Here is a 12,340-nt window from a genome sequence, read left to right as displayed (position 1 = left end):
GAGCGGGGCGCGCGGGCCGTGGCGGCGGCGTCGTCCGCCACCGCGACGCTGGTCGTCGGCGTGCCGCCCGGCATCCCGCCCGACCTGCCCGGACGTCTCGGCGCGGCGGCGCGCGACGCCCGCGTCCGGCCGGTGTACGAGGACGCCGCGACCGACCGGCAGCTCGCCGCGCTCCGCCGCCGCGAGCTGGACCTCGCCGTGGTGACGCTGCCCGCCCGCCTCGCCGGGCTGGCGTCCGAGGTCGTGCACGACGAACCGCTCGGCGTGCTGATGGCGGACGGCCACCGGCTCGCCGCGCGGGACGCGGTCGCCTGGCGCGACCTGGCGGGCGAGCGGCTGCTGTGGTTCGACCGCGAGCTGGCGTCCGGCTACCACGACGCGGTGCTCGACGCCTGCCGCGCCGCGGGCTGGGACCCGGAGACCCGCGTGTCGACCGCTCGGCGCGCGGTCGCCCGCGCCGAGCTGACGTCCGGAGAGCCGATCGTCGCCTTGCGCCCGGAATGGGCGGCCGAACCCGGGCTCGTGTGGCGGCCGATCGCCGCGGACGCGCCGCGCCTGAGGTTCGCGCTCGCCTGGCGCCGTGATCCCGGCCACGCGGCCGCCGAGGCCGTCGCCCGCCGTCTGCGGCGTTAGGCGGGGCCTCACCCGCCATAGGCGGCGCCTCGTGGACGCGGCGGCGGGCCGCGGCGTTCACTACCCGCATGTTCCTGTTGCTGCTGCACTACGACGACGGCGTCCTCGGTGAGCTGGACGCGCTGATCCCCGAGCACTACGCGTACGTCGACCGGCACATGGAGGCCGGGACGTTCCTGCTCACCGCCCGCCGCGACCCGCGCGTCGGCGGGGTGATCCTCGCGGACGGCACCGACCGCGCCCGCATCGAGGAGATCACCGCCGAGGACCCGTTCCTGCGCACCGGACGCGTCCGCTACGAGATCATCGCGATCGAGCCGACGCGCTCGGCGCTCGCCGGCATCACCGTGTGAGCAGGCCGGGCAGCTCGTCCAGCGACGTGATGCGGCGCACGTCCAGGCCGTCCGGGACGGGCCCGGCGGAGCGGTCCAGCCACACGCCCGCCAGCCCGGCGGACGCCGCGCCCCGCGCGTCCACGTCCAGCCGGTCGCCGACATAGACGACGTCGCGGGCGGCCAGGCCGAGCCCGGCGCAGGCGACGCGGAAGATCTCCGGGTCCGGCTTGGCCGCGCCGGTCTCGCTGGAGGTCACCAGGTACGGCAGCCGGTCCGCGAGCCCGATCCGCTCGATCTTCGCGCGCTGCTGCCCGGCGTCCCCGTTGGTGATCACGCCGAGCCGCAGGCCGCGCTCCGCCAGCGCCGCCACGGGACCCGGCGCGTCGGGGAACGGGCGCCACGCGGACGCGTACCGCTCGACGTAACCGGCGATCCACGCGTCGGCGCGCGCGTCGTCCCAGTCGCCGAGCCCCAGCTCGCGGGCCAGCGTGACGATCCGGATGCGCCGCTGCTCGGCGAACGTCAGCTCGCCCGCCAGGTACCGGTCGACGGAGATCTCGACCAGCTCCAGCCAGCGCCGGACCAGCGGTTCCGGGGCCTCGTCCGGGAACGACGCGGCGATCGCCTCGCCCGCCGCGCCGGCATGGTCGAGCAGCGTCCCGTCCAGGTCGAACAGAACCGCCCGGGGCCCGTGCGGGGCCGCGCGGGGCTCCGGGGCGCCGGTCATGCGAAGATCCCCGCTTCGGCGAGGGCGCGCGCGGCCTCCACGACGGACGCGCGCCGCCGCGCGAGGGCGGCATCGTCGTCGTCCTCGTCCAGGACGAGCCGGCGCAGCTGCGGGACGGCGAAGTTCCACGCGACGAGGCCGAGGACGGTGAAGATCCGGTCCTGCGTGACGCGGGTGCCCTCGGGCCCGTCCGGCGCCCGCACGACCCCGGTGCTCTGGAACTCGCGGACCCGCGCGCGGTAGTCCTCGCGGCGCTCGGGCTCGCCGTGGACCTCGCCGCGGCCCTCCAGCGCCTCCCACAGCAGCAGCCGGACGAGGTCGGGGTTGTCCCGGTACCAGTCGAACAGCCGGCCGACGCCTTCGGCGAAGTCGGCGGGCCGGAGCTCGGCGCCGTGGCAGACCTCGTCGACCTTGCTCCGCACGACCTCGCCGAAAAGCTTCTCCTTGCCGCCGAAGTACAGGTAGATGGCCTGCTTGTTGGCGCGGGCCTGGGACGCGATGCGCTCGATCCGGGCTCCGGCCAGCCCGTGCGCGGCGAACTCGGCGGTGGCGGCGTCGAAGATCCGCCGCCGGGTGGCCTCCGCGTCGTACGTCATGACCTGAATTAAACCATCCGGTTGACTTTGCGGCCCCCGATGCTCCAGGCTGGCTCTAAACCAACTGGATGTTTTATTTGAGGAGAACGCGATGACCACCACCGAGGCGCCCATCCCGGTCCGCTCGCCGCTGCCGCAGGGACTCGCCGGGCAGACCGCCGTCGTCATCGGCGGCAGCTCCGGCATCGGCCTGGCCGCCGGCGCGATGCTGGCCTCGCTCGGCGCCCGCGTCGTGCTCACCGGGCGCGACAAGGCCCGGCTGGACGCCGCCGTCGAGCACGCCCGCGCGGCCGGCCCGGAGGCCGAGGTGCTGGGCGTCGCGGGCGACGCCGCCGACGACGCCGCGCTGGAGGAGACCTTCGAGCGCGCCGGCACCGTCGACCATGTGCTGCTCACCGCCGGGAGCATCGCCGGGCCCGCGCCGATCACCGAGGTCACCCGGGACGGGGCGCGCGAGGCGTTCGAGGGACGGCTCTGGCCCGCGCTCGCCGCCGCGCGTACCGCGGTGCCGCGGATGCGCGCGGGCGGATCGATCACGTTGACGTCCGGCAACCTGGTGGTCCGGCCGCGGCCCGGCATGGCGCTGCTGTCGGCCGTCGGCGGCGTCGAGACGCTCACCCGCGCCCTCGCCGTGGAGCTGGCGCCGCGCCGGCTGCGCACGAACACCGTCCGGTACGGGATGTTCGACACCCCGCTGGCGCGCGGCGTGATCGGCGCCGGCGCCGACGCGGCGGGGGACGAGGCCGTCGCGAAGGCGGGGCTGCAGACCCCGCTCGGCCGCCTCGGGACCGCGGACGAGGCCGCGGCCGCCGTGCTGTTCCTCATGGCGAACCCGTACATGACGGGCCAGATCCTCACGATCGACGGCGGCCAGGACCTCTAGCCGCCCGGACCCCTCGCAGACCGGCTGGCAAGGCCCCTCATAGACCGGCCTGAACCTCTCGGCGGCCGGGCGCCCGCGCAGGCAGGGCTTACGGAAAACCGGTAGGCCCTGCGGTGGGCGGTTTGCGACCATCCGGATGTGGACTTCGCCGGAGACTTCGAGACGCACGTGACCGTCCGCCCCGCCGCCGCCCAGGCGGTCGCGGGGTGGGCGGCGGCGCGCGGCCTGAAGTTCGTCCACATCGTCCTGGAACGCGGCCGGGTGGCGTCGCAACCGATGCTGACGCTGCGCACCCGCGGCACGCTGGCCGGCGCCCTCGCCGGGGCCGCCCGGACCACCGCCGGCCTGCGCGCGGACGGGTTCGAGGTGGCGCGGGTGAAGGTCGAGGCGGCGCCGTGGAACGCGGACGTCCCCGTCGACGACGCCGACGCGCTCGGCCCCGCGTACTACTTCGAGCACCACCTCAAGCTGCTGCTGGACCCCGGGTTCGACGCGGGCGCGCTCGCCGGCGCCGCCCGCCCGCACGCGGCCCACGTGTCCCGCAACGCCCGGCGCGTCCGCGCCGACGGGCTGCAGGAGCGGTTCGTCACGCAGCGCTGCCGGTGCGTCGGCTCCCGCACGGCCGGCCGCCGCCTCGACGCGCTGGCCGCCGACCTGCGGGCCCGCGGCCACGAGATCGTCGCGGTGGAGCGGGAGTTCGTCGTCCACGACGCCGACGAGTCCCTGGACGACGGCTGGATCGAGGAGCCCGCAAGGTCCAGTGAGCCTGCGCGGTTCGAGGACTCCGCGCGGGTCGAGGAGGAGACGCGATGACGGAGGACCCGCCGCTCCTGGGCATGGCGCCGCACGAGCCGACCCTCCAGGAGATCGCGCACGAGGGCGCGCTCGACCACGTCCTCGCGGCGATCTCGTGGTCGAAGTGGGGCGAGCACCTCGTGCTGCGCGGCAGCGCCCTGATGCGCGCCTGGTACGGCCAGGACGCCCGCATGCCGCACGACCTGGACTTCGTCGTCGACTCCGATGTCTGGAGGGACGACGAGCTCCAGACCGACGAGATCTTCGAGGACCTCTTCCTCGACGTCGAGTACGCGCCCCGGACCGGCCTGATGGACGGCCTGCGCTTCGTCCCGAGCCGGGCCGAGCGGTCGTCGATCCACGCGTACGGCGCGCGGGAGACCATGGTCCGCGACCGGGAGGACGGCCGCTGGGGATTCCGGCTGACGCTGCCCTGGCACTGCGGCGACGCGAGCGGCCAGGTCCAGGTGGACTTCGCGTTCGACGAGAAGCTGCACGCCCCGCCGTGCCGGACCGCCGTGCCCCGCCCGTCGGGCGACCCGCCGCTGTTCCTCAAGGCCGCGACGCCCGAGCAGTCGCTGTGCTGGAAGCTGTACTGGCTGTGGCTCGACTCGCGTCCGCTGTCCAAGGACCTGTACGACGTGTGGCTGCTCCGCAACGTCCGGCCCTCGCCGCAACTGCTGGACAGGACCACCGACCTGGACGACGCGGCGTCCATCATCGGCACCCGCTGGCTCCACGCCGAGCTCGCCCGCTGGGACGGGCTCGACTGGGACGGGTTCCGCGCCGAGCATCCGATGGTCCGCGGTACGGCGCGGGACTACCTGAGGGCCGTCGCCGACGACCTGGTCCGGCCCCTGTTCGACCCGGACGCGCCGGCCTCTCCCGCACAGCCCGGGTGAAGGCGTGGAAGGGCCCCTGACCGGCGTCCGGTTTCGGTCAGGGGCCCATCGGGCTCGGCCGCGCTTCAGGGGACGCTGGGAGGGCGCGCCCCGGGGAGCCGCGTCAGCCGAGGCCGTTCTTGATGGCGGTGATCAGCTCGCCGCCGGTGGTGTCGCCGCTCAGCTCCCAGAAGAAGGCGCCGCCGAGGCCCTGGCCCTTGGCGTAGGCCATCTTCCCGCCGATGGTGGACGGGGTGTCGTAGCTCCACCATTCGCTGCCGCACTTGGCGTAGGCGGTGCCGCCGACGGTGCCGGTCGCGGGGCACTTGCCCTTGAGGACCTTGTAGTCCTCGATGCCCGCCTCGTAGGTGCCGGGCGCCGCGCCGGTCGCGGTGCCGCCCGGTTCGGACTGGGTGACGCCCGTCCAGCCCCGGCCGTAGAAGCCGATGCCGATCAGCAGCTTGCCCGCCGGCACGCCCTTGGCCTTCAGCTTGGCGATGGTGTCGGAGGTGTTGAAGCCCGCGTGCGGGATGCCGGGGTAGGACGTCAGCGGCGAGTGCGGCGCCGTCGGGCCCTGCGCGTCCCAGGCGCCGAAGTAGTCGTAGGTCATCGGGTTGAACCAGTCGACGTACTGGGCGGCGCCCGCGTAGTCGGTGACGTCCATCTTGCCGCCGTCGCCGGCGTCGGCGGTGATCGCGGCAGTCACCAGGTTGCTCGACCCGAACTTCGCGCGCAGCGCGCCCATCAGCTTCTTGAACGCGTCCGGGCCGCTGGTGTCGCAGGAGAGCCCGCAGGCGTTCGGGTACTCCCAGTCGATGTCGATGCCGTCGAACACGTCCGCCCAGCGCGGGTCCTCGACCAGGTTGTAGCAGGAGTCGGCGAACGCGGCGGGGTTCGCGGCGGCCTGCCCGAACCCGCCGGACCAGGTCCAGCCGCCGAACGACCAGAGGATCTTCAGGTTCGGGTACTTCTTCTTCAGCTTGCGGAGCTGGTTGAAGCTGCCGGCGACGGGCTGGTCCCAGGTGTCGGCGACGCCGTCGACGCTGTTGGCGGCGGTGTAGGTCTGCTGGTAGTCGGCGTAGGCGTCGCCGATGGCGCACTGGCCGTTGGTGACGTTGCCGAACGCGTAGTTCAGGTGGGTGAGCTTGGCGGCGGAGCCGCTGGTGTCGATGTTCTTGACGTAGTAGGCGCGCTGGTAGACGCCCCAGTCGGTGAAGTAGCCGACGACCTTGTTCCCGCCGCCGCCGGGGTTTCCGCCGCCTCCGTCGTCGGTGGTGACCGACACGGCGCCGGACGCGGCGGAGACGTTGCCGGCGGCGTCGTGCGCCTTGACGGTGAAGGTGTAGGCGGTCTTGGCGGACAGGCCGGAGACGGTCGCGCTCGTGCCGGTGACCGTGGCGGCCTTCGTCGCGCCGTTGTACACGTCGTAGCCGGTGACGCCGACGTTGTCGGTCGACGCGTTCCACGCCAGCGAGACGCTCGTGGCGGTCTTGGACGTCGAGTGCAGGTTCGCGGGAGCGGTGGGAGCCTGGGTGTCCTGCTGCGGGGTGCCCGAGCCGTCGCAGGCGGCGCCGTTGACCGTGCAGCCGGTGAGCCAGCCGGAGCCGGTGCCGTCGAAGCCGAAACTGGTGGTCGCGCCGGCCGCGACCGTCCCGTTCCAGCTCGCGTTGGCGAAGGTGTAGTGAGTGCCGGAGACGGTCTTCGTCGCGTTCCACACCGAGGTGATGGACGTGCCGGACGGCAGGTCCGCCTCGACCTTCCAGGCGCTGATGGCGGCGCCCGTCCCGTTGCTGATCGTGCAGTTGCCCTCGAAGCCGGTGCCCCAGTCCGAGGTCTTGGCGCAGGTGGCCGTCACCGTCCCGGCCGCGGGCGCCGGTGGCGCCGTGAGCAGGGACGTCGCGAGTGCGAGGGTGGCCGCGGTGGCGAGCGCGACGGCCCGCCTTCCGCCCGGTCTGGACATGATTCTCCGTTCGTCCGTGCCCCCGAACCAACAGGAATCCCCGCTCTTCTCTTAGGAAAGTTTCCTAAGAAATTGGGGTGATGGTAACCGCGCGAACACGGCCGTACAAGCCCTCGCGAACGGCCGCCGGACCCGCGCGGCGGTGGTCTGGGCGCCTGCCTGGGGACGTACGGGCCGCCGCGCCGGAGAAAGACCGGAACGCGGGTTCAGGTCGTCCCGAACCACCCCGGCATGTCCAGGCGCCACAGGTCGTCCGGCGTCATCGCGCGGAGGGTGTCCTCCAGGGCCCGCACCTGGCCGGCGCCGAGCCGCCGCACCCAGTCGCCGCGGATCCGGTCGAAGATCTGCGCGGACCGGGCCAGCGCGTCGACGCCGTACGGGGTCAGCCGCACGATCTTGCGCCGCGCGTCGGCCGGATCGGCGGTGCGCTCGACGTAGCCGGCCCGCTCGAGCGTCTCGACCATCTTGCCCGCGGCCTGCTTGGACACCCCGATCCGGCGGCCCAGCTCGACGGCCGTGGTGCCCGGCCCGATCGCCTGGAAGACGAAGCCGTGCATCGGCCGCATCTCGGGATGGCCCTCGCGGGCCAGCTCGGCGTGCAGCTCATCGATGATCACGCGGAACGCGAGGAACAGCCGGAGCGGCAGCTCGAAGCCGGGCGGGTCCGGGGGAGCGCTTGACATGAAAGACAACCTCGTTGACTATATGGACAACCACATTGACCAATCTACGGGATGAGGGACCATGACACTGCTCCGCAACGCCGGCAACCGCCGCACCGAGACGCCGAACGGCGTGATGACCACCTTCGCGACGCCCACCCAGGGCGGCACCGAGGGCATCGCCGTCTGGCGCGTCGACGCCACGCCCGGCAGGACCGGCCCGCTGCACGCCTTCGACACCGAGCAGGTGTGGACGTTCCTCGACGGCGCCGCCACCGTCGACCTCGACGGCCGCAAGCTGGAGGTCGGCCCCGGCGACACCGTCGTCCTGCCCGCCGACCTGCCCCGCCAGGTGACCGCGTCCGCCGAAGGCTTCACCGCCGTCGTCGCGGCCCACGCCGGCTGCCTCGCCTACGACCCCGACGCGGTGGTCGACCCGGACAAGTGCCACCTGGCGCCGCAGGGCGACGAGCGGATCGTCCCGCCCTGGGCCCGATGAGGAGCGCTCAGCCGCCGAGATAGGCCAGGACCGCGAGCACGCGGCGGTTGTCGTCCTCCGACGGCGGCAGGCCGAGCTTGCCGAAGATGTTGTTCGTGTGCTTGCTGATCGCCTTCTCGGTCACGAACAGCTTCGCGGCGATCGCCGCGTTCGAGCGGCCCTCGGCCATCAGCCCGAGCACCTCGCGCTCGCGGGGGGTCAGCTGCTGCAGCGGCTCCTCGCGGGCGTGCCGGGTGAGCAGCTGCGCCACCACGTCCGGGTCCAGCGCCGTGCCGCCGTCCGCGACCCGCCGCACCGCCTCCACGAACTGCTTGACGTCCGACACCCGGTCCTTCAGCAGGTAGCCGATGCCGCCCGAGCTGTCCGACAGCAGCTCCCGCGCGTAAAGCTGCTCCACGTGCTGCGACAGCACCAGCACCGGCAGCCCCGGCACCTGCTTGCGCGCCTCCAGCGCCGCCCGCAGCCCCTCGTCGGTGAACGTCGGCGGCAGCCGGACGTCCACCACCGCGACGTCCGGGCGGTGCGCCGTCAGCGCCCGCAGCAGCGACGGCCCGTTGTCCACCGCCTCCACGACCTCGAAGCCGAACGCCCCGAGCAGCCTGATCAGGCCGTCCCTGAGGAGGGCGAGGTCCTCGGCGATGACAACGCGCACGGCAGCTCCATGGTCACGACGGTCGGCCCGCCGGGCGGGCTCGTCACGGCCATCGTGCCATCGAAGGCCGCGAGCCTGCGCTCGATGCCGCGCATGCCGCTCCCCGCCGCGGGGTCCGCGCCGCCCGTCCCGTCGTCCCCGATGATCATAATCAGCCGGCCGCCGGAGTGCTCGATCTGGAGCCACGCCCGCCGCGCCCCGGAGTGCTTCACCACGTTCGCCAGCATCTCCGCCACCGCGAAGTACGCCGCCGACTCCACCGGCGCCTCGGGACGTCCGGGCAGGTCGATGTGCATGTCCACGGGCAGCGGCAGGGTCAGCGCGAGCGCGCGCACCGCGCCGTCGAGGCCGCGTTCGGCCAGCACCGGCGGATGGATGCCCCGGACCAGGTCGCGCAGCTCCGTCAGCGCCGTCCCGCTCGACTCGCGGGCCTCGGCGAGCAGCTTCGCCGCCATCTCCGGATCGTGCTTCATCATCTCCTCGGCCAGCCCGATGTTCATGCTCAGCGCCACCAGCCGCGCCTGCGCGCCGTCGTGCAGGTCCCGCTCGATGCGCCGCAGCTCCGCCGCGGACGCGTCCACCGTCTCCGACCGCGACTCCGCGAGCTGCTCCACCCGCGCCGCCAGCGCGGCGCGCGTCGGCGCCAGCAGCGACTGGCCGAACAGCGCGTGCGCCTTCAGGAAGAACGGCCCCACCGGGCCGCCCACCACGACCAGCGCCGCGCCCAGCACGACCGACCCCGCGATCCCGGCCGCGCCCCAGTCCTCCACCGGCCAGAACGGCCCCCACCCGTAGTCGCTGATCAGCGCCAGCCACGGTGCGAGGAGCACGCCCTCCAGCCCGTACACCGCCAGCCCGCCCGCGAGCACCCCGAGGACGAGCGCGACCGGCACGTTCAGGATCGTCCACAGCAGGTCGCGCCAGGACGCGGGATCGGCCAGCAGCCGCCCCAGCCGCCGCAACGGCCCGGCCGCGCCCGCCGGCTCCGGCCGGTACGGGACGGGGATCGTCACCGCGGACCACTCCGCCGCCCACGCCCGCTGCTGGTCGGCGACCGTCCGGATCGCCTGGAACACCACCGGCGTCAGGACGACGCCGACGCCCAGCGGGATGAACGCGACCGACAGCACCGCCAGGATGAACAGCGGCAGGTTCACCGCGAACGCCATCACGATCTGGAGGATCGCGCGGAACAGGCAGGTCAGGGCACGCCGCCCGTACGTCCGCAGGAGCTCGCTCACCGTGTCCTCCAAGGAATGGCCATAGCGGTGGATCTCCACCATTGTGGTCGAGCGCGTCCCAGAGCTCGGTGGTGCTAGACCCACTCTTCCCCGGCCGGAGAGGTGGTGCTGGACCCACCGTCATTCGAGCGGCGACAAGACAAGCGGCCCCGATCCCTGGACAATGCACAGGCGACACCCAGGGGAGAAAGCGAATCCAAGCTGTGACAGCGACCATCAGCCAGACGTCCGCCGGCCCGGAGGGCGACGAGCCCTCGATCCGGCCCATCACCGAGCGCATCGCCGAGGAGATCGGCGTCCGCGAGGGCCAGGTGCGGGTCGCCGTGGACCTGCTCGACGGCGGGGCGACCGTCCCGTTCATCGCCCGCTACCGCAAGGAGGCGACCGGCGCCCTCGACGACGCGCAGCTGCGCGCGCTGGAGGAGCGGCTGCGCTACCTGCGCGAGCTGGACGAGCGCCGCGCCGCGATCCTGGAGTCGATCGATTCGCAGGGCAAGCTCACCGGCGAGCTGCGCGCGCAGATCATGGCGGCCGACTCCAAGGCCCGCCTGGAGGACATCTACCTCCCGTACAAGCCGAAGCGGCGCACCAAGGCGCAGATCGCCCGCGAGGCCGGCCTCGAACCGCTCGCCGAGATGCTGCTGGACGACCCGTCCCGCGACCCGCAGGCCGAGGCCGCCGCCTACGTCGACGCCGAGAAGGGCGTCGCCGACGAGGCCGCCGCGCTGGAGGGCGCGCGCGCCATCCTCGTCGAGCGGTTCGCGGAGGACGCCGACCTCATCGGCGCGCTGCGCGAGCGGATGTGGAACCAGGGCCGCATGGTGTCCCGGGTCCGCGACGGCAAGCAGGAGGCGGGCGCGAAGTTCGCCGACTACTTCGAGTTCGCCGAGCCGTTCGCCAAGCTGCCCTCGCACCGCGTCCTCGCGCTGTTCCGCGGCGAGAAGGAAGAGGTCCTCGACCTCGACCTGGTGCCGGAGGACGAGCCGGACGCCCCGGCCGCCCGCAGCTCCTACGAGGCGGAGATCGCGCGCCGCTTCGGCATCGCCGACCAGGGCCGTCCGGCCGACAAGTGGCTGGCCGACGCCGTCCGCTGGGCGTGGCGCACCCGCATCCTCGTGCACCTCGGCATCGACCTGCGCACCCGGCTGCGCCAGGAGGCCGAGGACGAGGCCGTCCGGGTGTTCGCCGCGAACCTGCGCGACCTGCTGCTCGCCGCGCCCGCCGGCACCCGCGCCACCATGGGCCTGGACCCGGGCCTGCGCACCGGCGTGAAGGTCGCCGTCGTCGACGCCACCGGCAAGGTCGTCGCGACCGACACGATCTACCCGCACGAGCCGCGGCGGAAGTGGGACGAGTCGATCGAGACCCTGGCGAGGCTCGCCCGCGAGAACCAGGTCGATCTGGTCTCCATCGGCAACGGCACCGCGTCCCGCGAGACCGACAAGCTCGCCGCCGACCTCATCGCCCGGCACCCCGACCTCAAGCTCACCAAGATCATGGTGTCGGAGGCGGGCGCGTCGGTGTACTCGGCGTCGGAGTACGCGGGCCGCGAGCTGCCCGGCATGGACGTCTCGCTGCGCGGCGCCGTCTCCATCGCCCGCCGCCTGCAGGACCCGCTCGCCGAGCTCGTCAAGATCGACCCGAAGTCGATCGGCGTCGGCCAGTACCAGCACGACGTGTCCGAGGTGAAGCTGTCGCGCTCCCTCGACGCCGTCGTCGAGGACTGCGTGAACGCGGTCGGCGTCGACGTCAACACCGCGTCCGCGCCGCTGCTCACCCGCGTGTCCGGCATCGGCGAGGGCCTCGCGGACAACATCGTCGCCCACCGCGACGCCAACGGGCCGTTCCGCAGCCGCTCCGGGCTCAAGGACGTCCCGCGCCTCGGCCCGAAGGCGTTCGAGCAGTGCGCGGGCTTCCTGCGCATCCCCGGCGGCGACGACCCCCTCGACGCCTCCAGCGTGCACCCCGAGTCGTACCCCGTCGTCCGGCGCATCCTGGACGCCGCCGGCAGCGACATCAAGGGCCTCATCGGCAACACCGCCGTGCTGCGGTCGCTGAAGCCCGCCGCGTTCGTCGACGACACCTTCGGGCTGCCGACCGTCACCGACATCCTCGCCGAGCTGGAGAAGCCGGGCCGCGACCCGCGCCCGGCGTTCAAGACGGCGACGTTCAAGGAGGGCGTCGACAAGATCTCCGACCTCGAGGCGGGGATGCTGCTGGAGGGCGTCGTCACCAACGTCGCCGCGTTCGGCGCGTTCGTGGACGTCGGCGTCCACCAGGACGGGCTCGTCCACATCTCCGCGATGTCGGACAAGTACGTCGAGGACCCGCGCGAGGTCGTCAAGCCCGGCGACATCGTCCGGGTGAAGGTGCTGGACGTCGACCTGCAGCGCAAGCGGATCTCGCTGACCCTGCGGCTGGACGACGAGCCCGGCCGCGACCAGCGGGGCGGCCGCGGCGGCGAGCCCCGCGACCG

Annotated in this window: 13 protein-coding genes; 7 read left to right on the top strand and 6 right to left on the bottom strand. The window is 73.5% G+C overall.

Going from position 1 to position 12,340, the window contains the following annotated elements; all coding sequences use genetic code 11:
• Both F9B16_RS43885 and F9B16_RS43880 read left to right on the top strand, forming a co-directional pair.
• Nucleotides 1-633: LysR family substrate-binding domain-containing protein (locus F9B16_RS43885; protein WP_151546191.1), on the top strand; the 633-nt coding region annotated here is incomplete at its 5' end.
• 68 nt (nt 634-701) lie between these two features.
• A complete protein-coding gene (locus F9B16_RS43880) occupies nt 702-986 on the top strand; it encodes a YciI family protein (protein WP_151546190.1) in 285 nt (94 codons plus the stop codon).
• On the opposite strand, the gene F9B16_RS43875 is transcribed toward F9B16_RS43880, so the two are convergent.
• Nucleotides 976-1,695 carry an HAD family hydrolase gene (locus F9B16_RS43875; RefSeq protein ID WP_151546189.1) on the bottom strand — a complete coding sequence of 240 codons (720 nt, stop codon included), beginning with the start codon at nt 1,693-1,695 and terminating at the stop codon, nt 976-978. The genes F9B16_RS43880 and F9B16_RS43875 overlap by 11 nt on opposite strands.
• Nucleotides 1,692-2,291: a TetR/AcrR family transcriptional regulator gene (locus tag F9B16_RS43870; protein WP_151546188.1), complete on the bottom strand. Its 600-nt coding sequence runs from the start codon at nt 2,289-2,291 to the stop codon at nt 1,692-1,694. Before F9B16_RS43870 ends, F9B16_RS43875 begins: the two co-directional genes overlap by 4 nt.
• A gap of 91 nt (nt 2,292-2,382) precedes the next feature.
• Between F9B16_RS43870 and F9B16_RS43865 the strand changes: the two genes are divergently transcribed.
• From F9B16_RS43865 to F9B16_RS43855, 3 genes are all read left to right on the top strand, one after another.
• A complete protein-coding gene (locus F9B16_RS43865; RefSeq protein ID WP_151546187.1) occupies nt 2,383-3,174 on the top strand; it encodes an SDR family NAD(P)-dependent oxidoreductase in 792 nt (263 codons plus the stop codon).
• A gap of 138 nt (nt 3,175-3,312) precedes the next feature.
• Nucleotides 3,313-3,987, top strand: a complete 675-nt coding sequence (locus F9B16_RS43860) for a hypothetical protein (RefSeq protein WP_151546186.1) — start codon at nt 3,313-3,315, stop codon at nt 3,985-3,987.
• The gene (locus F9B16_RS43855) at nt 3,984-4,871 is read left to right on the top strand and encodes a nucleotidyl transferase AbiEii/AbiGii toxin family protein (RefSeq protein WP_151546185.1); all 888 of its coding nucleotides are present in this window, start codon (nt 3,984-3,986) and stop codon (nt 4,869-4,871) included. The genes F9B16_RS43860 and F9B16_RS43855 overlap by 4 nt, the downstream gene beginning before the upstream one ends.
• Before the next feature lie 103 nt (nt 4,872-4,974).
• Here the strand turns inward: F9B16_RS43855 and F9B16_RS43850 are convergent, their stop codons facing one another.
• Nucleotides 4,975-6,810, bottom strand: a complete 1,836-nt coding sequence (locus F9B16_RS43850) for a glycoside hydrolase family 18 chitinase (protein ID WP_151546184.1) — start codon at nt 6,808-6,810, stop codon at nt 4,975-4,977.
• A gap of 206 nt (nt 6,811-7,016) precedes the next feature.
• Nucleotides 7,017-7,493 carry a MarR family winged helix-turn-helix transcriptional regulator gene (locus tag F9B16_RS43845; RefSeq protein ID WP_151546183.1) on the bottom strand — a complete coding sequence of 159 codons (477 nt, stop codon included), beginning with the start codon at nt 7,491-7,493 and terminating at the stop codon, nt 7,017-7,019.
• Between the two features lie 61 nt (nt 7,494-7,554).
• Here F9B16_RS43845 and F9B16_RS43840 point away from each other — a divergent pair, with 61 nt between their 5' ends.
• Nucleotides 7,555-7,971: a cupin domain-containing protein gene (locus tag F9B16_RS43840; RefSeq protein WP_151546182.1), complete on the top strand. Its 417-nt coding sequence runs from the start codon at nt 7,555-7,557 to the stop codon at nt 7,969-7,971.
• Nucleotides 7,972-7,978: 7 nt separating this feature from the next.
• Here F9B16_RS43840 and F9B16_RS43835 read toward each other — a convergent pair whose 3' ends face one another.
• Nucleotides 7,979-8,623, bottom strand: coding sequence for a LuxR C-terminal-related transcriptional regulator (locus F9B16_RS43835; protein WP_151546181.1), 645 nt, complete (start codon nt 8,621-8,623; stop codon nt 7,979-7,981).
• Nucleotides 8,575-9,864 (bottom strand): sensor histidine kinase, encoded by a 1,290-nt coding sequence (locus F9B16_RS43830; RefSeq protein ID WP_225992473.1) that lies wholly within the window; start codon nt 9,862-9,864, stop codon nt 8,575-8,577. Before F9B16_RS43830 ends, F9B16_RS43835 begins: the two co-directional genes overlap by 49 nt.
• A 257-nt stretch (nt 9,865-10,121) precedes the next feature.
• On the opposite strand from F9B16_RS43830, the gene F9B16_RS43825 reads away from it, so the two are divergent.
• Nucleotides 10,122-12,340: Tex family protein (locus F9B16_RS43825; RefSeq protein WP_151546192.1), on the top strand; the 2,219-nt coding region annotated here is incomplete at its 3' end.

Origin of the sequence: Actinomadura montaniterrae (assembly GCF_008923365.1) — a bacterium.
Classification (GTDB): domain Bacteria; phylum Actinomycetota; class Actinomycetes; order Streptosporangiales; family Streptosporangiaceae; genus Spirillospora; species Spirillospora montaniterrae.
The sequence above is the reverse complement of the archived record's forward strand: the minus strand, read 5'-3'. Positions and strand labels throughout refer to the sequence as shown.

Bases quoted from the DNA above. Each gene is read 5' to 3' on its own strand.
- F9B16_RS43880 (WP_151546190.1), top strand. From the start codon at position 702: ATGTTCCTGTTGCTGCTGCACTACGACGACGGCGTCCTCGGTGAGCTG.
- F9B16_RS43875 (WP_151546189.1), bottom strand. From the start codon at position 1,695: ATGACCGGCGCCCCGGAGCCCCGCGCGGCCCCGCACGGGCCCCGGGCG.
- F9B16_RS43870 (WP_151546188.1), bottom strand. From the start codon at position 2,291: ATGACGTACGACGCGGAGGCCACCCGGCGGCGGATCTTCGACGCCGCC.
- F9B16_RS43865 (WP_151546187.1), top strand. From the start codon at position 2,383: ATGACCACCACCGAGGCGCCCATCCCGGTCCGCTCGCCGCTGCCGCAG.
- F9B16_RS43855 (WP_151546185.1), top strand. From the start codon at position 3,984: ATGACGGAGGACCCGCCGCTCCTGGGCATGGCGCCGCACGAGCCGACC.
- F9B16_RS43850 (WP_151546184.1), bottom strand. From the start codon at position 6,810: ATGTCCAGACCGGGCGGAAGGCGGGCCGTCGCGCTCGCCACCGCGGCC.
- F9B16_RS43845 (WP_151546183.1), bottom strand. From the start codon at position 7,493: ATGTCAAGCGCTCCCCCGGACCCGCCCGGCTTCGAGCTGCCGCTCCGG.
- F9B16_RS43840 (WP_151546182.1), top strand. From the start codon at position 7,555: ATGACACTGCTCCGCAACGCCGGCAACCGCCGCACCGAGACGCCGAAC.